The 19,286-nt window shown below is 52.1% G+C and carries 16 protein-coding genes; 10 read left to right on the top strand and 6 right to left on the bottom strand.

Annotation, left to right across the window (positions count from 1 at the left end; genetic code table 11):
- Positions 1-154: 154 nt before the first annotated feature.
- The gene (locus NSS64_RS22305; protein WP_341141558.1) at positions 155-1,723 is read left to right on the top strand and encodes a hypothetical protein; all 1,569 of its coding nucleotides are present in this window, start codon (positions 155-157) and stop codon (positions 1,721-1,723) included.
- Between the two features lie 747 nt (positions 1,724-2,470).
- Positions 2,471-5,626, top strand: a complete 3,156-nt coding sequence (locus NSS64_RS22300) for a hypothetical protein (protein WP_341141557.1) — start codon at positions 2,471-2,473, stop codon at positions 5,624-5,626.
- 69 nt (positions 5,627-5,695) lie between these two features.
- Here the strand turns inward: NSS64_RS22300 and NSS64_RS22295 are convergent, their stop codons facing one another.
- Positions 5,696-6,340 carry a hypothetical protein gene (locus tag NSS64_RS22295; protein WP_341141556.1) on the bottom strand — a complete coding sequence of 215 codons (645 nt, stop codon included), beginning with the start codon at positions 6,338-6,340 and terminating at the stop codon, positions 5,696-5,698.
- Between the two features lie 318 nt (positions 6,341-6,658).
- Between NSS64_RS22295 and tkt the strand changes: the two genes are divergently transcribed.
- Positions 6,659-8,707, top strand: a complete 2,049-nt coding sequence (gene tkt / locus NSS64_RS22290) for a transketolase (protein WP_340991410.1) — start codon at positions 6,659-6,661, stop codon at positions 8,705-8,707.
- Positions 8,708-8,750: 43 nt separating this feature from the next.
- Positions 8,751-9,068 (top strand): pyrimidine/purine nucleoside phosphorylase, encoded by a 318-nt coding sequence (gene ppnP / locus NSS64_RS22285; protein WP_036727552.1) that lies wholly within the window; start codon positions 8,751-8,753, stop codon positions 9,066-9,068.
- Between the two features lie 81 nt (positions 9,069-9,149).
- Here ppnP and NSS64_RS22280 read toward each other — a convergent pair whose 3' ends face one another.
- The 4 genes from NSS64_RS22280 to NSS64_RS22265 form a co-directional block, all read right to left on the bottom strand.
- Complete coding sequence (locus NSS64_RS22280) at positions 9,150-9,941, bottom strand: ABC transporter permease (RefSeq protein WP_341141555.1); 792 nt, start codon at positions 9,939-9,941, stop codon at positions 9,150-9,152.
- A 9-nt stretch (positions 9,942-9,950) separates the two neighbouring features.
- The gene (locus tag NSS64_RS22275) at positions 9,951-10,781 is read right to left on the bottom strand and encodes an ABC transporter permease (RefSeq protein ID WP_341141554.1); all 831 of its coding nucleotides are present in this window, start codon (positions 10,779-10,781) and stop codon (positions 9,951-9,953) included.
- 19 nt (positions 10,782-10,800) lie between these two features.
- A complete protein-coding gene (locus NSS64_RS22270; protein ID WP_341141553.1) occupies positions 10,801-11,616 on the bottom strand; it encodes an ABC transporter ATP-binding protein in 816 nt (271 codons plus the stop codon).
- Positions 11,617-11,987: 371 nt separating this feature from the next.
- The gene (locus tag NSS64_RS22265; RefSeq protein WP_341142877.1) at positions 11,988-12,899 is read right to left on the bottom strand and encodes an NAD(P)-dependent oxidoreductase; all 912 of its coding nucleotides are present in this window, start codon (positions 12,897-12,899) and stop codon (positions 11,988-11,990) included.
- A gap of 258 nt (positions 12,900-13,157) precedes the next feature.
- On the opposite strand from NSS64_RS22265, the gene NSS64_RS22260 reads away from it, so the two are divergent.
- From NSS64_RS22260 to NSS64_RS22250, 3 genes are all read left to right on the top strand, one after another.
- Positions 13,158-14,513 carry a glucose-6-phosphate isomerase gene (locus NSS64_RS22260; RefSeq protein WP_341141552.1) on the top strand — a complete coding sequence of 452 codons (1,356 nt, stop codon included), beginning with the start codon at positions 13,158-13,160 and terminating at the stop codon, positions 14,511-14,513.
- Positions 14,514-14,639: 126 nt separating this feature from the next.
- Positions 14,640-15,272: a YigZ family protein gene (locus NSS64_RS22255; RefSeq protein WP_340943395.1), complete on the top strand. Its 633-nt coding sequence runs from the start codon at positions 14,640-14,642 to the stop codon at positions 15,270-15,272.
- Positions 15,273-15,275: 3 nt separating this feature from the next.
- Complete coding sequence (locus NSS64_RS22250; protein WP_340943394.1) at positions 15,276-15,857, top strand: TetR/AcrR family transcriptional regulator; 582 nt, start codon at positions 15,276-15,278, stop codon at positions 15,855-15,857.
- A 144-nt stretch (positions 15,858-16,001) separates the two neighbouring features.
- On the opposite strand, the gene NSS64_RS22245 is transcribed toward NSS64_RS22250, so the two are convergent.
- Positions 16,002-16,403 carry a secondary thiamine-phosphate synthase enzyme YjbQ gene (locus NSS64_RS22245; RefSeq protein WP_036727896.1) on the bottom strand — a complete coding sequence of 134 codons (402 nt, stop codon included), beginning with the start codon at positions 16,401-16,403 and terminating at the stop codon, positions 16,002-16,004.
- A 194-nt stretch (positions 16,404-16,597) separates the two neighbouring features.
- On the opposite strand from NSS64_RS22245, the gene cysT reads away from it, so the two are divergent.
- Genes cysT through NSS64_RS22230 form a run of 3 tightly spaced genes read left to right on the top strand, consistent with a single transcriptional unit; the run spans position 16,598 to position 19,274 of the window.
- Positions 16,598-17,413 carry a sulfate ABC transporter permease subunit CysT gene (gene cysT / locus NSS64_RS22240; protein ID WP_340943392.1) on the top strand — a complete coding sequence of 272 codons (816 nt, stop codon included), beginning with the start codon at positions 16,598-16,600 and terminating at the stop codon, positions 17,411-17,413.
- Positions 17,410-18,207, top strand: a complete 798-nt coding sequence (locus NSS64_RS22235; RefSeq protein WP_340943391.1) for a sulfate ABC transporter permease subunit — start codon at positions 17,410-17,412, stop codon at positions 18,205-18,207. Before cysT ends, NSS64_RS22235 begins: the two co-directional genes overlap by 4 nt.
- A 2-nt stretch (positions 18,208-18,209) precedes the next feature.
- Positions 18,210-19,274 carry a sulfate/molybdate ABC transporter ATP-binding protein gene (locus NSS64_RS22230; protein ID WP_341141551.1) on the top strand — a complete coding sequence of 355 codons (1,065 nt, stop codon included), beginning with the start codon at positions 18,210-18,212 and terminating at the stop codon, positions 19,272-19,274.
- Positions 19,275-19,286: the final 12 nt, after the last annotated feature.

The raw sequence follows: 19,286 nt of genomic DNA, 5'->3' as shown, positions 1-19,286 counted from the left end.
TGCTATGAATCAAGTACCGTTTAGCAGTGTCATACAATCAAGTATTAAACTCGATCCAAAAGATCTTATTGGCTACAAAGGCACAACTGCAGTAAAAAATGGTCGGTTTGTTGTTACGTACCAAGTACCTTCCGCTCAACAAAGACCGGAACAAGTGTCTGATAACTTTCCTAAAGGGCAATGGGTAGAAGGCAGGCTCTATTATGTAACACTTCCATATTTTTTTACCGCCGAAGCCAAGGTCACATCCTACAGCTACGCCGGAACGGTCACCTTCGATTACTCCCCACCTGACCAAGCTACGCTGAACGGAACGGCCACCCTAGAGAAGCCAAGCCCGAATCCAATCAAATTGGACGGCAGCAAGGTCGATGTGAAAATCAGCGTTAAAGGCGAGTTGCTGGGTTACGAAAATTCTTCTAACATCGAGGAATGGGTATTCTATGCCCGTGAAAAGGATGGGTCAGCTAAGGCTGACATGAAGAAAGAATTCGGTAAAATGCTCACCGCATCGAAAAGCTTTGACTTCCAGATCCCGGCCAGCCGGGTGACCGGTGACAGCTTCAAGCAGGATTACGCGCTGACAGTGATTATTCGGTTCAAGAATCCGGTGGTTACCAAGTCGGGTTCGATAACCTCCCTGGAACAGAAAATGGAAGTCTCGGCCGGGGTGTATAAGAAGGACACCCCCATTACCTACCCATCCATACCGGGCACACCGAGCAAGCCGGAAGGCAAGCCGCCTATTGCCCGCATCAGTGCACCCAAGTACGTCAAGGCTGGTTCAGACATGATGGTCTATGGGGGAGCTTCTTCCGACCCGGACGGTTACATCACCGACTATGCCTGGGGAACTCCTGGAGCAGAGGGCGGGATTGAAAATACAGCCAGAGGCTATGTATGGTACACACGGGATAAGGTTGGACAGACATTCCCCATAATGCTTACCGTTGTCGATAATGACGGGCTGATCGGGAGCACCAGCACCGAGGTAACGGTCATTGAGCCAACCCCATCCGCAAGTCTGGAGATTACCGGGGCGCTGAAGCAGAACCGTAAAACCACGCTCACCAATAGCAGCCAAAGCCCGAACCGGTTCCCGATCATTAAGTCCAAGACCCAGGTCACGATCAGCGCCGTCAGCGGCGGAACCAGTGCGGACATAAGGTACAGCGGCAGTCTGGCCGAGCTGGAGAGCAAGGACGTACTATTCCGGAAGCCGGGCAAATACAAAGCGACCATTCACGTAGAGAATACAGCCGGCTATGGTGCAGATGGTGAAATCACGTTCGATATTGTACCCGATGAAGTACCAAGTGTGTATTTTGACATTCCCCAAAAAATGTATCGCGACCCGGAGAAGGGGAACAAAGCAATCCTACAAATTATGGACAGATCCTTCTCAACAGACAAGGACGACCTGAACCGTCGAATCTGGGAGTACCGCTATGACTCCAATAATGACGGGCGGTTTACCGATGAGAAATGGGAGATCTTCAATAATGGAAATGAGATTAATCCTAAGCTGGAGTTGACTCAGGTAGGGAGATATGAAATCCGGCTGACGGTCTTTGAAGAGTTTGGCCAGCCGACCATTGAGGATTACGTGACGGAAGCGGACCGGCGCTCTGCAGATTCGTATACCGATCCCATCAAGCAAGCATTGGTGGAGCGGACGATAGAGATCGATAACCGCGCGCCGGAAGTCGATTGGGATTTGTAAGGGGGAGACACGCAGACCATGAAGAGGATTCATTTTTTCAAAAGAAGCATCATATTACTTATGACCTATCTGCTGCTGATTCCCGCACTTCCGCAGCCTGCAGTCGAAATGACAGGGGTTGTTAGTACAGTGCAGGCTGCAGAGGACAATTTCATTTACTACCGGGATATTATCTTTGAAGCCGGGAGAGGGGGACATGCCAATCAACAAGATAGGGTTGTTATCGACTTCCCTGCGATGAAGGTGACCAATCTTAAATTTAATAAAACGACCAAAAGAATGACTTATGATATTGCTCCAGGATCCAATTTACATGTCACCTATACAACGGGGAGATCTGACGGTGGCGGATATACTGAGCCCATGGAAATCGAAATGTGTAGTTCCATTTATACCAAAGAGGCGTACCAGTATGAATTAAACAGAAATGCTTATAACGATGATAATAACTGGGGCTGTAATGATCCTAGAACACCTGACTATTATGGTATGTATTATAACTGGTCAGCAGATTGGGGAAAGTTACACACCAATGCTGTAGCCTCTCCGGGATTTTACATGCCTGCAGTTCTCGATTTAGATATGTCCAACCTACGGAACTTAATGGCGAACACCTATCCTAATGAATATGCACAAGGATATAACTATTATCAGCCAAGTGATTATACTCCAGGACTGGATAAAGATCCAGAAATGTTCCGCATTCGAGTGTTGGCTTGGACAAAAACCTATTGGTGGTCGCCGTACATGACTAGAGTAGCTCAATTGATACCCAATTATGCCCCTAGCCTGTCGGTAGGAACAGCAAATGGAATTACCCTGGTTAATGCTCCGGGCCTCAGCGGAATCAACATAGAGGGGTATGTCAGCGATCCAGATAACGAGGACGTTACCGTCACGGCTGAGATCCCTGGTGTCTTCTACAAGAAGACGGTGGTCCCTCAAGCCAAGATGTCCAAACCATTCAATATCCCGCTGGATGTGCTGCAAGACTCGATACCGCCGGGAACCTACACCATGAACATCACGGCCTCCGACCCGTCGGGGATGACCGCGAAGGCGGCGCTTACGATCAATGTCAGACAGCAGATGAGGAACAAGTCCTTTGTCCTGGTCAATACCCCTGTAGAAACCAGAACGAAATTCTTTGACTCGGAATGGGACCCTAAACGGGAAGAGCGGTACAGATTTGATCATGACCCCTACTTCTTTGACAATTCGATGGGGATCATTTGGGATTCCGGATTATGGCGAAGTTCATCCTACACGACCTTCCCGTTTAGCGGTTCCTACGTGGCCACGTTCCAGGGGCGTGACAATCCCAAGGATGACGACCGGTTCGATGTGTACCGGAAATGGAGCCGGAATAACCTGTCTTCGATGACCTTCCATGTACACCGGAAGCCGATTGCTTTGTTCAGTGCCAGGCTGTCAGGCGGATGGCTGCAGATCACGGATAGCTCCTACGATTTGGATCATGTCACCGCCTCCAATAAAGGGATCATGGATTGGCAATGGCAATACAAGAAGACAGAAGGGCAAGTCTGGACGGATGGATATCCGCCGGCACAGCTGCCGACCAATGACCAGTATGATATCCGGCTAAGAGTGCGGGACATCGATGGAGAGAACGGGGTTGGCGTCTGGAGTGACTGGTCACAGCAAACGGTGGGTGCGGCCGGCAATCTGCCGCCGGTAGCGCTGTTTACCGTAGAGCCCAACATCGTATCGTACCGCAAAGTTACCACCATCACTGATAAGTCCTTCGACCCGGATAATGATCCACTCGATGTGTATAACTGGACGGTGATCAAAGATGGCTGGCAACAGGTATGGAGTCATTCGGGCGGGGCGGCGGTGCCGCCGAATATCGCTGCCTTTGGCGTGGGGACGTATCAGTTAACCCTTCAGGTCCATGATAACCGCGGGCTATGGTCGCAGCCCTACAGCCAAACGGTACAAGTCCTGAATCACCCGCCAGCAGCTGCCTTCAATATGCCGGTGGAAGTGTACCGGGATACGGTCATTACGATGGAGAATATGACACCAGACCCGGATGAGGATGGGGATTGGCTAAGCTATGCCTGGAATGCCCGGATCAATAGCAGCCCGTACTATTATGCCGGAGGTAACCGAAACCAGGTGATCACCATCCGGGATCTGATCGCGCGTAGTGGCATTGCACCACAACAAGCTATTTCAGATGGCTGGGAAATGCGCCTGACAGCTTCAGACGGGTCGCTTTCCTCTAATGCGACACGGACGTTCAAAGTCCTCAACCATGTCCCTACGGCTGCCATCAACGGGCCAGGGGCGGTGTATCAGTTCGATACGAAGCAGTTCACATCATCTGATAATGATGGAGATCCATCGGATATCGCCAGTCTTCAATATTTTTGGAAGGTGACAGACAGCGACAGCACCACCAAATTATATAAGACGCCGAGCATCGAAATCAGCTTCCCGGAACCGGGGATATATACCCTGGAGCATTGGGCGGTGGACCAGATCGGAGCGAAGTCCAACATCGACACGCTAAAAGTGAATGTAATCAAAAACGAAGCCCCGTCCATGACAATTACTTCTCCTCCAGGTACAGTCGCGAGCCCAACGGTCCTGGATGCAGAAAAGCAGGGGGACCCGTTGATTCAGTGGACCTACTCCGATCCGGAGAATGATCCGCAGGAAAAGTACATGCTTGAATTTTTTACCAAAGAAGGGTTATTGGAGAAAACGGTAGAGAATACAGATGGCAGCGGAGCAATCCGTCAGTATCAAGTGCCCAACCCAACATTCAATCGCTTCGAGTACTTCACTGTATTGGGGCGGGCGTATTCCAAAGGTTCCTGGTCCGAGGTGTCAAATGAGAAATCGTTCATCATCGACAATCCGCCCCAGCCGGGATTCACCCTCATTACGGATACCGGAAAGGATGCGGCGAAGGTACCGATCTACCGGACGGATGTGCTGAACATTCAAAGCACAGCAACAGATGCAGATATTCCGAAAGGAGACACCATAAGTCATCAGTATTTCTTGAAACCGGCGGCTGGTGTAGAGGGGCTTGTGAGCACAGAAGGCGATTTTAACAAAAAGTTTACTACAAACGGTACCTTTACGTATCGGCAGCTTGTTACGGACTCTCTGGGACTGTTCAGAGAGCTGTCCCATAGCATTACCGTGTTGAACCGGTTGCCCAAGGTCTCAATTACCTATCCGACAAGTGACAGCCCCAACAAGCCTACCATTGCCAGCACGCTGACACCAATCATCAAGTGGGATTATCAGGATGAGGACGGGGATCAGCAGCAGCGCTTCCGGGTGCGGATAATTAATCTAGCCACTGGTGCGGTCAAGGTGCAGTCGGGTGACCAGGGTTCAAGTTCAAAACAATGGAAGGTACCGGATGGAGCCTTAGCAGAGTACGAAAAATATGCTGTAGAAGTTGAGGTCTTCGATGGATTTGATTGGAGTGTTGTGTCCGCAAGAAAGTACTTTATGGTTAACCTGCTTAGCATCAAGGGGGCTGTCCGTCATACAGAGGAGTGGAATGGCAACCGTCAGGCGTACAATATGAAGCAGAGCGGCTCGCCTGAAAGTCCGCGGGGGTATAGTGTCTATTGGGCTGGCGAGAAATTTGTGCTGCAGGGGACAGCTACCGGACTGCCGGATACCGTGCAAGTCACAATGACTGGAGGATACACGGCTGCGCTGAGTCCGACCGGGAGTGACAAGACCTTATGGACGGGTGAGCTGGCCGACCCATCGTTCGAACAGCTGCCGGATGGTCCGGTTACTTTTACCTTTACCGCAACCAATGAGTATCAGACCAAGGTGGATACAGTGGCGGTAACGATTCTCGGAGATTGGACAAAATATTATCAGAGCCATCGTGTAAAATAACGCGGGACGCAATCCTTAAGCCTTATGCGCTTGGTTTTACTTGGCATCAAGCGGGCGGAGGGTGATCGTTCAGACGATTCCCTCGGTCCGTTCTTCATGCAGCCGCAGTCTTGGAGCTGCAAAATCTGCCGGATTAGTAGCTTGGGGGTTATGTAGACTGGAACCTCGGAGGGCCGCAGAATGACTCCGGTGCATATAGCAGGAGAGTTTGCCGCTGAATATTTTGTGAGCGCATAGAGATAAAGCGAAATCCTCCGGAGTTACGAAGCAGGAGGGCTTGGCTACCGGATGAACAGTAGTTTCCTCCAATACAGAGGCGACGAACTGGGAGCAGAAAAAGGCGTTCTCCCGGTCAATCCGGACGTGTAGCAGTACACCGACCAGACCGAGCAGATGATATTTATAACGCTCCTGATTCTGCATCATGCCCTGGACATGATTATACATGGTATTATATTCGTCTTCACTGACTCTGAGCTGGTAGATGGCACAGTCTGCACTGCTGTAGAACGGGTGAATGAAGTTCTCATGAATAAGTCCGGCGATGAACGGGTTGTACACTTTTTTCCGGCCGAAGCTGTAGACCTCACGCAGCTCACTGTCAAAGGCAATCGAGGCATGGTTCAGCTCTGCTTTGGTGAACCATTTAATAATTCCGCTGAAGGCCGTGCCTGTTCCGGTGAGCACAATATAAATATCTCTGTTTGCAGTCATCTTCTGAATTCCTTTCTGCTGGAAGTTATGGATAATCCGGCTAAAATTCCGTTGAGGTACCTCCATCTTACTGTATAAACCCGCTTTGTAAAACAAACTTTAGTCTTAATTAGAAACTAGACTTAAGGCTAAGTTTCTGGATTCCCCTCCGTATCTCCAAAAAGAACCTCCTGAAGCACCGTGAATCTGGCACATGCGTGCATAGACCCGGCAGAAGCCGCTAAATATAAGCTGCGGCAAAAACAATTGGAAATGCTTCCACTTCCGTGATACAATAATAGTCAAAATGACATTCTTGATTCGAGGAGGATTATTGTAATGACTGAACAAGCAAAAGATCAAGCCATTCATAAAGCAGAAAACTCAACGGTGGACAACCTGGCCATCACTACAATCCGTACACTTGCCATTGATGCCATTGAAAAGGCAAACTCCGGACATCCGGGTATGCCGATGGGCTCCGCACCTATGGGATACCAATTGTTCGCCAAGACGATGAATCATAACCCGGACCACCCGACTTGGGTCAACCGTGACCGCTTCGTGTTGTCTGCCGGACATGGCTCCATGCTCCTCTACAGCCTGCTGCACCTCAGCGGCTATGATCTGCCTATGGAAGAATTGAAGCAGTTCCGCCAATGGGGCAGCTTAACTCCGGGACATCCGGAAGTCGGCCACACGGCCGGTGTAGATGCAACAACCGGACCGCTTGGACAAGGTATCGGTATGGCTGTAGGTATGGCAATGGCTGAAGCGCAGCTGGGTGCCACTTACAATAAAGATGAACATAACGTGATTGACCATTATACGTACGCCATCTGCGGTGACGGCGATTTGATGGAAGGGATCTCTTCAGAGTCTGCTTCACTTGCCGGACACCTGAAGCTGGGCAAGCTGATTGTAATGTACGATTCGAATGATATCTCCCTGGACGGCAAGCTGAACCTTGCATTCTCCGAGAATGTTGCTAAGCGTTTTGAAGCTTACGGCTGGCAGGTCCTGCGCGTAGAAGACGGTAACGATCTTCCTGCACTGGCTAAGGCTCTTGAAGAGGCTCAAGCAGACAGCAGCAAGCCTACGCTGATCGAAGTGAAGACGGTCATCGGCTACGGCAGCCCGAACAAGCAAGGTAAAGGCGGCCACGGCGGTACCCACGGCTCTCCGCTGGGTGCTGATGAAACGAAGCTGACGAAGGAATACTACAAATGGGTATATGAAGAAGATTTCTATGTACCGGATGAAGTCCGTGCCAGCTTCGCTGAAGTGAAGGCCAAAGGAATCGCCGCTAACAAAGCATGGGATGAGAAATTTGCAGCCTACAAAAAAGCATACCCTGAGCTTGCTGCACAGCTCGAAACTGCACTGAACGGTGAGCTTCCTGCAGGCTGGGATGCTAATCTGCCATTCTACAAAGCAGAAGACAAAGCTGTATCTACCCGTGTGGCTTCCGGTAATGCACTGAACGGCTTGACTGGCGGTATCCCGCAGCTGGTTGGGGGTTCTGCCGACCTGGAGAGCTCGACCATGACGCACTTGAACGGTCTGTCCCAATTCACCTCCGAATCCTATGACGGCCGTAATATCTACTTCGGCGTACGTGAATTCGGAATGGCTGCAGCTATGAACGGGATTGCACTGCACACCGGTCTTAAGGTATTCGGCGGTACGTTCTTCGTCTTCACAGATTACTTGCGTCCGGCTGTCCGTCTGGCTTCCATCATGAAGCTGCCGGTAACCTATGTGCTTACCCATGACAGTATCGCTGTCGGGGAAGACGGTCCTACCCATGAGCCGATTGAACAGCTTGCTTCCCTGCGTATCATTCCGGGTCTTACGGTCATTCGTCCGGCTGATGCCAACGAAACCTCTGCGGCTTGGGCATACGCTATGGAGAATACCGCCAATCCGGTAGCACTGGTCCTGACCCGTCAGAACCTGCCGATCCTGGCTGGAACCGTAGACGGTGTACGCGATAACATCAAACGCGGCGGGTATGTGGTCTCCGATTCCAAGAACGGCACTCCACAGGCACAGATCATTGCTACAGGCTCTGAAGTACAGCTGGCGGTTAAGGCTCAGGCTGCGCTTGCCGAAGAAGGCATTGATGTTCGTGTCATCAGCTTGCCGAGCTGGGATCTGTTCGAGAAGCAGGATAAAGCATACCGCGATTCCGTTATCCTGCCTGAAGTGAAAGCCCGTCTGGCTATCGAAATGGCGCAAACCTTCGGCTGGGAACGTTATACAGGCGATCAGGGCGACATTCTGGGAATCACTACCTTTGGCGCTTCCGCCCCTGGCGACACCGTAATCAGAGAATATGGCTTCACTGTAGAAAATGTAGTCAGCCGCGTAAAAGCGCTGCTATAATAGAAGGATCTAACAAGTGTTGAACAAAGGGGAGAATAAGCATATGAGTCAGTTCACCAACGCGACAATTCAAAAAGCAGCCAATATTTATTACGACGGAAAAGTGACCAGCCGTACAGTTACACTGGAAGACGGCACTAAGGTGACACTCGGCATTATGCTGCCTGGCGTATACGAATTCGGCACCGATGGCCCCGAGACGATGGAGATTCTCTCCGGCAAGCTCAAGGTGCTGCTTCCCGGCACTGAAGTGTGGAAGGACATTGACGGAGCGGAAACCTTCCATGTTCCCGGCAACTCCAAGTTTGCCCTGGAAGTATTCGCTTTAACTGATTATTGCTGTTCTTACCCGATTGTGTAAAAGAAAGTGGCAGAAAAAAAGCACCCCTGGAAGATTCATGGTCCCGGGGTGCTTTTTTTGTATTGTCAGCTTCAGCGGAGCTTAGCTCCCCGTGCTTTTGTAATGCCTCACGCCTATGCGCCATACCAGCAGAGACATTCCGAGGAAGGCAGCTCCAGAGGGAAGCGAGAGGAAGCCCAGCCAGCGGGGATAATTCCAGCCGCAGACGGTGGCCGCCGGATAGAAGCTGATGAACAGCATTGGGAGCACAAAGCTGAACACGGATTTTAGCATTCGCGGCAAATAGGGCTCTGGGCAGCGGGTAATCTGGTAGCTGGCGTTGGTCAGCAGAAAGATCCAGTCCAGCCCTTTAATCGTGAAAAAAGCAAGACCTGAGGTTAGCACGAACACTCCGCAGTACATCAGACAGCCTCCGGCCAGCGCCATCGCCAGAATGCCGAGTCTGCCGGGCGTCAAGGGAACGCCGAGCTGTCCCAGCGCCCAGCCCGCAGCACAGATCCCTGTAAACGGCCGGACCAGCCGGTGCAGATGGAATCTGGAAGCGGCGACCTGCACGAACAGGGACCGCGGGCGGAGCAGCAGCCGGTCGAAATCACCGGAGCGCAGCAGATGCCACGGGAAATAATCAAAGCCGCGGCATACGCTCTCGGCAAGTCCGAAGGAAGCCACCGCCAGCGAGTACACCAGAATGATATGGGCGACGGTCCATTCGCCGATATTGCCAAAGCGGGAGAACAGCAGGACGGTGGCTATGGGATCGGAGATCACCACAGTAAGCACCTGAATCAGCATCAGCCACCAGCCCTTGTATTCCATGCCGGACAGGAGATGCATCCGCAAGTATTTGCAATAAATTTTACCTTCAGCAAGCATACGGTACTCTCACCCTCCCTGGACGATAATGCTGTGCAATCTGCGTTTCATGATCATCCGGCCCGCCAAGATAAAGATAAGGCTCCAGAGGAGCTGTAAGCCGATACCGGGCAGTGCGGCGGCAGGAGCTACGCTACCTATATATAGCTGCAGAGGGATGTCGGCGAATCCGCCAAACGTCTGCAGGTACAGGAAGGTCTGCATGAAATCAGGCCACAGCCGCAGGGGGAGGTAGGTGCCGGACAATATGCCGCTTAGCAGTAGAAGCATATAGGTCGGTCCGTCCCCCCAAGTGATATTCAGCCGGATCGCAGTTACAAGCATAGCGAAGGCCGAGCACAGCACAAACGCCATAACCGCCGACAGAAGGAAATAGAATAGTGCAGGCAATGAGGCGGGGCCCCCTAGGGCATATCCGGCAGGCATCAGTAGCCCGGCGAGTACGGTGGCCAGCCCCCTGATCCAACTGGTGCCGAGCTTGCCGGCCGAGCTTTTGACAAACCAGTGGGTGTACAGGTTCATGGGCCGGCACAGCTCGATGCCGACGTCACCGTTGTTGATTTTGCCCATAATTTCGCTGTCGATGTTCATACTCTGGAGTACAAACAGCCCCTGAGCTAACCAAACATAGGATATGGCCTGAGGAAGGCTGAGTCCGTTATTGTTCCAGGAGCCATTGTCGCTGTATGTATAGAACACGGTGAACAGCACACATTCTATAAGCGCCCAGAACACACCGACCATCGTGCCAGATATGGCGGACACCCGGTACTGGAGCCCTTCTGCCATGCGGATTCGGAAGAGGGAGCTGCAGGCCCGCCATGTATTTCTAAAATTCATTGTGCACCTCCTGATAGGCTTAACCCAAAGCTAAGTCATTGTACATAGCCGCAATCATCGCATCCGTGTTCACTTTCATGACGACCTCCGGCGCATATTTCTGCTGCAGACCTGAGAGCTGCCCGTCATAGAGCAGTTGACCGTGCCCGATCACCATGACTCGCTGGCATAATGCCTCAATATCGTCCATATCGTGTGTGGTCAGCAGCATCGTAATCCCGTACTTACGGTTCTCTTCCTTCAGAAAATTGCGCAGCGCGAGCTTGGATACCGCATCAAGTCCGATGGTTGGCTCATCCAGAAAGAGAAGCTTCGGCCGGTGCAGCAGCGCTGCTACCAGCTCACAGCGCATCCGCTGTCCGAGCGAAAGCTGTCTCACCGGGGTCCTTAAGAGGGCCTCCACACCAAGTGTTGCCGATAGCTCGGATAATCTTAAGCGGTAGTCGCCTGGAGGGATAGCATAAATATCCTTCAGCACATCAAAAGAGTCTGCCACCGGAACATCCCACCATAACTGTGAGCGCTGGCCAAACACGACGCCGATCCGGGATACATGCTCTATGCGGTGCTTCCATGGAATCTTGCCCAAGATGGTGCATTCTCCGCTGTCGGGTGTCAGAATGCCGCTCATTACCTTGACGGAGGTGGATTTGCCGGCGCCGTTCGGGCCAATGTAACCTACCAGTTCACCCTCTTCAATATCAAAGCTGATGCCGCCGAGCGCGTCCACATGGGTAACATTCCGCATAAAAGCGCCTCTCAGCAGCCCCCATTTTCCTTCGGGCCGTTTGTACACCCTGAAGCTTTTGCGGATATCTCTCAGTCTAATTTGCATGTCAGTCGCCTCCTTCGCGCAGAAGATCATATCATCAGTGGAGGAGAGGGGGACAGCCGCACCGGGGGCCTTCTTGATCCTTGCTGCCAGTCTGACGGGGGGAGAATCATTTGTTTTCTTCATTTTCCATAAAAATGCTTGTTATGTTGACATTTCTGTGCTATATTAATTTTATAGTTAACGCAAGGAAAACGTATGTTTTTTTGTATATGTACTGTAAAATAAACTTCTCGTACCGGTGATGAAATCACCGGTATTTTTGCGTTCTCACTCCTGACAAGAAGGCCGTGCTCGCATAGTAAAAGGGCGCAGCCGATACTGCCTGGCTGCGCCCTGCTTCTGCATTCTTTTATGTTCAGTTCAAAGGGGTTCTACTCTGTGTCCGCTGGACCGCCGCCGATCTTCCGGCCGATCCAGTCCTCGTAGGATTTGACCACAGCGGACAGGTCCTCGTCGCCATAGCCGTGGTTGAAGCCTGCCTGGAACATGCTCTTGGCTACGCCAAGCATAGGGGAAGGGACGCCGGTGGAATCACTGAGCGAGGACGCCAGCTTTAGATCCTTGAGCATCAGGGCAAGGGAGAACTGGTTGCTGAAGTCGTTATCAATGATCTTCTGGCCCTTCAGCTCGGCCTGTTTGCTGCCTGCTGATCCGTTCTTCACCAGCTCCAGGAACTTATCTGCGGGTACCCCGGACTTCACCGCAATGGAGAAGCCCTCGGCGAGCGCGACATTGTGAATGCCGACCATGGCATTGTGAGCCAGCTTGGCTACAGCGCCGCTGCCGTTAGCACCCATATGCAGCAGCAGACGGCCCATGGAGTCGAAGAGATCCCGGTGCTTCTCAATCACTTCGGCATGTCCGCCGACCATGAAGACCAGTGTTCCGTCGATGGCTGCCGGCTTGCTGCCGGTTACAGGGGCATCCAGGAAGCTGCCGCCCCGTGCTTCAACTTCAGCAGCGATCTCTTTTGCAAGGCCGGGGGAGATGGTGCTGGAATCAATTACGGTTGTTCCCGGCTGAAGGGTGGCGAGAATGCCATGGTCACCGTAGAAGACTTCACGGATCGAATCATCGTTGCTGATCATGGTGATAATAACATCCTTGCCTTCCGCTGCTGCCTGAGGTGTGACGGCTATCTTCGCACCTTCCTGTTCCAAAGGTTTGCATTTCTCTGCTGTACGGTTGTACACCGTAACCTCAAAGCCGCTTCGCAGCAGGTTCGACGCCATAGGTGCTCCCATTGTTCCGAGTCCGATAAAGCCGATGTGCTTCATTTCAATTCCACCTTTGCTTTCCTGAGATCATATTATAGAAACTAAGTTTGCCTTCATTCTATCAGAAGGTTACGGCCTGTTCCACAGAACAGGTCTGCTTGTCTGCTTAGTAACCGCTTTCAGTTATTTTTCATAAACAGGGCTCCAAAGCCGGGGATATGCCTTAAGACCTTGCCAGTCAAGGCAAATTAAAGTATTCTAGATTATAATGTTGCAACACACGGTGTCAAATCTAAAGAGATAAACAGGAGGCTACCATTACCGATGTCCAAGAAGATTAATTTTGACTACACCAAAGCCCTTTCCTTCTTCAGCCAGACCGAGATCGACTACTTCGCCGCTCCGGTGAAGCTGGCCCACGAACAATTGCATAACAAGAGCGGAGCCGGCTCCGATTACCTGGGCTGGATTGATCTCCCTACAGCGTATGACAAGGAAGAGTTCGCCCGCATTCAGCAGGCCGCCAAGAAGATTCAGAGTGATTCCGAAGTGCTGATCGTGATTGGTATCGGCGGCTCTTATCTGGGGGCACGCGCAGCTATTGAGGCGCTGTCGCATTCCTTCTACAATAACCTGTCCAAGGACAAGCGCAAGACACCGGAGGTTTATTTTGCCGGTAATAACATCAGCTCTACCTACATCACGCATCTGCTTGATCTGGTAGAAGGCAAAGAATTCTCCGTGAACGTAATCTCCAAATCTGGTACAACTACCGAGCCGGCTATTGCCTTCCGTATCTTCCGTGCAGCACTGGAGAAGAAATACGGCAAGGAAGAAGCACGCAAACGGATCTACGCTACAACAGACAAGGAGAAGGGCGCACTCAAGAAGCTGGCTAACGAAGAAGGCTATGAGTCGTTCATCATCCCTGATGATGTAGGCGGACGTTATTCCGTACTGACACCGGTAGGCCTTCTGCCTATCGCCGTAGCGGGAATTAACATTGAAGAAATGATGCAAGGGGCCGCAGCCGCAGCCGATGAGTTCAACAACCCCGATGTGGCTACGAACCAGAGCTATCAATATGCTGCAGTACGTAACGCGCTCTACCGCAAAGGCAAAACAACGGAAATCCTCGTGAACTACGAGCCGTCCCTGCACTTTGTCTCTGAATGGTGGAAGCAGCTGTACGGCGAAAGCGAAGGCAAGGACTTCAAGGGAATCTATCCGTCTTCGGTGGACTTCTCGACTGACCTGCACTCCATGGGCCAATTCATTCAGGAGGGTAACCGCAACATCTTCGAGACGGTTATTCAAGTGGAGAAGGTACAGCACCATGTAACGATCGAGAATGATCCGGACGATCTGGACGGCCTCAACTTCCTGACTGGCCAGACCATGGACTTCGTGAACAAGAAGGCGTTCCAGGGAACTATGCTGGCGCATACCGACGGACAGGTGCCGAACCTGATCGTTACCATTCCTGACCAGACGCCGTATACTTTCGGCTATCTGGTGTACTTCTTCGAGAAGGCTTGCGGGATCAGCGGATACCTGCTGGGTGTGAATCCGTTCGACCAGCCGGGTGTTGAAGCCTACAAGAAGAACATGTTCGCACTGCTGGGCAAACCAGGCTACGAGAAAGAAAAGGCAGAGCTGGAAGCAAGACTTACCGAATAGTCCCACTCTAACCGCAGATCATTCAACCTAATGTAAGTCATCAGGGAGCAGTCCATAGGTAACCACTACCAGGGCTGCTCCTAATATATATCAAGTCATCACATGTAGAGTAAGGAATGGACAACAATGCTGGAACAATACCGGACGGTACGTACCCCCGGCTCGCGGGAGGTCGTAATCCGTAAATCACGCTTTATCGGGCATGTTATGCCGGTGGAGAACGAGGAAGAAGCTGTGCAATTTATCGATTCGATCAAGAAGCAGCACTGGAATGCTACGCATAACTGTTCTGCTTATATGATCGGAGAGAGGGATGAGATCCAGAGACAGTCGGATGACGGGGAACCGAGTGGAACGGCCGGGAAACCGATTTTGGAAGTAATCCGCAGCCAACAGGTGAAGAATGTCGCTATTGTAGTTACCCGTTATTTCGGAGGCATTATGCTGGGTGCAGGCGGGCTGATCCGGGCCTATACCGATGGCGCTGTACTGGCGCTTGCGGCCGGAGAGGTCATTACACGTGTGCTGAGGCGGGAGGTATTCGTGGAAATCGAGTACACTTGGCTGGGCAAGGTGGAGAATGCACTGCGGGGCCGGAATATTCAGACCGGAGAGACTTTGTTTACGGATAAAGTTACACTGCTGTGTCTTCCGCGCAATGATGAAGGTGACGCATTTATCGCATGGATAACCGATCTTACGGAGGGGCAATCCCTGATTACGGAAGGGCGGCGGCTTTACTACAGCGAAGGGGAATAGATTATGGCAAGAAGAGCAGTGGAACAGGAGTTGTCGAGAGAAAGAATTCTGGAGGCGGCGAGGCATCTATTCATCACCAAAGGGTACCGTGCCATTTCGATGCGCAGCATTGGCCAGCACCTGGGTTACAGCCACGGCTCCCTATATTACCATTTCAAAGAGAAGGCCGAACTTTTCTACGCCATTGTAGTTGAGGATTTCAATCATGTGGCTTCGCTTCTGAATCAAGCCATGACCACTCCGCCTGAAGAGGGAATGACCCGGGTGGAGCAGCTGATTATGGAGTTCATCCGGTTCGGGCTGAACCATCCGTATCAGTATGAGATCATGTTCATGATCCGCGACGAAGAGCTACTGGCTTATTGCCGGGCAGAACAGGGCCGATGTTTCGAGTTATTTGCAAGCATTGTCCGCCGTCATATGAAGGAAGAGGGATATGTATCGGAGGATTGGCAGAACGTGCCGTTGACCTTATTCTTATCTGCTCACGGATTCATTTCGTATTATATTCAGGATAAAGTGTTGTTCGAGGATGTGAAGCAAGCTGCCCTGACACATGTCAAGGTATTAAGCCGCAGTTTATAAAAAGCTGTTTTTTTTAACAGCTCGTACTTTAGAGCGTTGCATTGGTATAACTTTGCATGGTGAAAGTGTTACAGGAACTATAAATTGTATAGAGAGCAGCTTCGCGGTTCATGCGCAGCTGCTCTTCTACAAGGACAGGCAGTGCTAGCCTTCCATAATTTTGAGGTGGCACTGGCGTTGCCTTGGACCATCGAACTCGCAAAAATAGATGCCCTGCCAGCGGCCCAGCAGCACAGCTCCTTCATGAATTATAAGGGTCTGCGAAGGACCGGCCGTAATAGATTTCAGGTGGGAAGCAGTATTGCCCTCCGCATGGCGGTATTTAGGATGCTCCCAGGGATAGACCTCATCCAGACGCATCAGCACATCACGTTTCACATCAGGATCGGCGTTCTCGTTAATCGCAATCCCTGCGGTGGTGTGCGGGCAATAGACAATCAGCAGTCCGTTAAGTACTCCGCTATTCTTCACATAAGCCTGAACCTCGCGGGTAATATCCCGCATTTCATCCCGTTTGCTGGTGGTGATCTCCATAGTATGCAGCATCATGAACAGCCCCTCTCTGATTTGGATGCAACGAGTGCTACTTATACTTTAACCCAAAAACTAACAAAGTAATTGACGGCAGCAAGCGGTATTTGGTAAAGTAGGAATAACTTTAAACCAAGTATATTAATAGGAATAATCAAACCTTAAAGTTGAGTATACCGACCGGTTATCCGGAGGTGGGAGGTTGACCATTGAATTCGCTGATCAGGCACAAGGGCTGGACCTGGGGATTTAGATCAACAGTTGTACTGTATTTCGTCATTCTGATCGTACTGCCGATCCTCGGGGTCTATTACAATTCATTCTCATCCGGGCTGGGAAGCTTCACTGAAAGCGTGAGCGATCCGATTGCCTGGAAGTCGGTCCTGTTAACACTCAAGCTGGCGGTCATTGCGGCTCTTACTAATGTGCTGCTGGGCACGATGATCGCCTGGGTCCTTATCCGTTATAAGTTCCGGGGCAGGGCGCTGCTGAACAGCCTTGTCGATCTCCCCTTTGCCCTGCCTACTGCGGTGGGCGGACTGATGATTCTGCTGCTGCTGGGTCCGGGAAGCCTGATCGGGGGCCTTGCGGAATCACTGGGCTTCACAATTGTTTTTCACCAGCCTGCGATTGTGATTGCGATGGTCTTCGTCACATTCCCCTTCGTCATCCGGGCGGTGCAACCGCTGCTGGAGGAGCTGGACGCTTCGGAAGAAGAGGCGGCCTATACGATGGGGGCGAAGCCGAGCAGAGTCTTCCTCCAGGTCATCTTGCCGTCTATGGCACCTGGGATGATAGGCGGCGGGATGCTGGCCTTCTCGCGTGCGCTTGCTGAATTCGGTGCGGTTGTCCTCGTGGCAGGCAATATTCCGGGGCGCACGCTAGTGTCTTCTGTTTATATTTTCGGAGAGGTCGAAAGTGATAATCCGGCGGGAGCCGCTGCGGTGTCGATCATTCTGTTGACCTTATCCTTCCTGATCCTCTGGCTGATCAGCCTCATACAGATGCGGGGGAGAAGATCATGAGAAGATTGTGGATTGGACTGACCTACCTCGTGTTCTTCGTCCTGATCGCAGCTCCGCTTGGCAGGATGACAATGGGGGCCTTCAGCGAAGGCTGGAGCGGCTTCTGGAACGCCCTGACCCGGCCCGAGGCGCTACATGCGCTGCTGATGACCGGATACGTGGTGGTCGTTGTGACGCTGCTGAATACGCTGTTTGGGATCATGACGGCCCTGTATCTGGTACGGGCGAACTGGCTGGGCCAGCGCCTCAAAAGCCTGCTGAACAGCATCGTGGATCTGCCTTATGCGGTATCGCCGGTGATCGGCGGGCTGATGATCGTTCTGCTGCTCGGGCCGGACAGTGCGCTGGGTGCGTTGTTTGAGCAAATCGGAGTGAAGATTGTGTATGCTTTTCCGGGAATGGTGATTGCTACGCTGTTCGTGACGTTCCCGCTAATGGTGCGTGAGGTGATGCCGGTACTGCAAGAGATCGGGTCCCAGCAGGAAGAGGCCGCGTCCACACTCGGCGCATATGGCTGGACGACCTTCTGGAAGGTGACCTGGCCTTCTATCCGCTGGGCGGTCATCTATGGAGTGATTCTGACGGTGGCCCGCTCGCTGGGTGAGTTCGGTGCAGTGCTCGTCGTCTCAGGCAATATTATGAACCGGACCCAGACGGCTACCACACTGGTCTATCAGGATGTCGAGAATTTCAATGTTACGGCTGCGGGCGGGATAGCACTGGTGCTGGCCGCATTCTCCGCAGGACTGCTGCTGCTTATGGAATGGAGCAAGAGAAGAAAGGGAGGGCACTAATTATGCATGTAGAGGTCCGGGGACTCGATAAGCATTTTGGCGATTTTCATGCGGTGAAGGATGTCCATTTCGGCATTACCAAAGGCCATCTGATCGGGCTGCTCGGCCCAAGCGGCGGCGGCAAAACCTCGATCCTGCGGATGCTGGCGGGCCTTGAGACGCCGGACAGCGGCGAGATTATTTTCCACGGCAAGGCGGTGAACCATCTTCCGCCGCAGGAGCGTGAGATCGGCTTCGTCTTCCAGAATTATGCGCTGTTCAAGCATATGACGGTGTTCGAGAATATCGCCTTCGGCCTGAAAGTGAAGAAAGCCAGTAAGGCTGTCATCCGTGACCGTGTCACCGAGCTGGTGGAGCTTACCGGACTGAAGGGCTTCGAGAACCGGTATCCGCATCAGCTGTCCGGGGGGCAGCGCCAGCGGGTGGCTTTTGCCCGGGCGCTGGCCCCTGAGCCGCAGCTGCTGCTGCTGGATGAGCCGTTCGCCGCGATTGATGCGAAGATCCGCCAGGAGCTCCGTTCCTGGCTGCGGGAGCTGATTGAACGCGTCGGGATCACCTCGATCTTCGTCACCCACGATCAGGATGAGGCGATTGAAGTAGCGGATGAGATAATGATCATTAACCAGGGCCGTCTGGAGCAGAAGGGTACGCCTTGGGATATCTATAAAGAGCCGAAGACACCGTTCGTGGCCACCTTTATCGGGGAATCTACGCTGATCGAGAGTGCTTCCGAGCTAAAGGGCTTCGAGGGCGCAGGTGACGGTAAGCCGACCAAGGCGCTGATCCGTCCCGAGTACATTGAGGTAGGCCATCTGCATGAATTCAAAATGGCTTCCGCTACGGAGCAGGGTACGGTCAAGCATCTGCATTTTCGCGGAAGTGAATGGCTCGTGGAGGTTGAGGTAAAGGGACATAAGCTGGTCACCTACCGCTCCCTGGAAAAAGAAACGCTGACTCCGGGCCAGGAAATATCCGTGCTGGTACACCGTGCTTACCTGTTTAATGAGGAGCGGAGCTGGATTCAGGAGAATGGACTTAAGAAAGATCCGATGCCTGTATTTATCTAAAAAATAAATGAT

It is taken from the genome of Paenibacillus sp. FSL H8-0122 (assembly GCF_038005345.1).
Lineage (GTDB): Bacteria > Bacillota > Bacilli > Paenibacillales > Paenibacillaceae > Paenibacillus_AQ.
This window is presented reverse-complemented; position numbering and strand designations above follow the sequence as displayed.

Excerpts from the sequence above, each read along its gene's own strand:
- NSS64_RS22300 (WP_341141557.1), top strand. The coding sequence starts at position 2,471 with ATGACTAGAGTAGCTCAATTGATACCCAATTATGCCCCTAGCCTGTCG.
- NSS64_RS22295 (WP_341141556.1), bottom strand. The coding sequence starts at position 6,340 with ATGACTGCAAACAGAGATATTTATATTGTGCTCACCGGAACAGGCACG.
- tkt (WP_340991410.1), top strand. The coding sequence starts at position 6,659 with ATGACTGAACAAGCAAAAGATCAAGCCATTCATAAAGCAGAAAACTCA.
- ppnP (WP_036727552.1), top strand. The coding sequence starts at position 8,751 with ATGAGTCAGTTCACCAACGCGACAATTCAAAAAGCAGCCAATATTTAT.
- NSS64_RS22280 (WP_341141555.1), bottom strand. The coding sequence starts at position 9,941 with ATGCTTGCTGAAGGTAAAATTTATTGCAAATACTTGCGGATGCATCTC.
- NSS64_RS22275 (WP_341141554.1), bottom strand. The coding sequence starts at position 10,781 with ATGAATTTTAGAAATACATGGCGGGCCTGCAGCTCCCTCTTCCGAATC.
- NSS64_RS22270 (WP_341141553.1), bottom strand. The coding sequence starts at position 11,616 with ATGCAAATTAGACTGAGAGATATCCGCAAAAGCTTCAGGGTGTACAAA.
- NSS64_RS22260 (WP_341141552.1), top strand. The coding sequence starts at position 13,158 with ATGTCCAAGAAGATTAATTTTGACTACACCAAAGCCCTTTCCTTCTTC.
- NSS64_RS22255 (WP_340943395.1), top strand. The coding sequence starts at position 14,640 with ATGCTGGAACAATACCGGACGGTACGTACCCCCGGCTCGCGGGAGGTC.
- NSS64_RS22250 (WP_340943394.1), top strand. The coding sequence starts at position 15,276 with ATGGCAAGAAGAGCAGTGGAACAGGAGTTGTCGAGAGAAAGAATTCTG.
- NSS64_RS22245 (WP_036727896.1), bottom strand. The coding sequence starts at position 16,403 with ATGCTGCATACTATGGAGATCACCACCAGCAAACGGGATGAAATGCGG.
- NSS64_RS22235 (WP_340943391.1), top strand. The coding sequence starts at position 17,410 with ATGAGAAGATTGTGGATTGGACTGACCTACCTCGTGTTCTTCGTCCTG.
- NSS64_RS22230 (WP_341141551.1), top strand. The coding sequence starts at position 18,210 with ATGCATGTAGAGGTCCGGGGACTCGATAAGCATTTTGGCGATTTTCAT.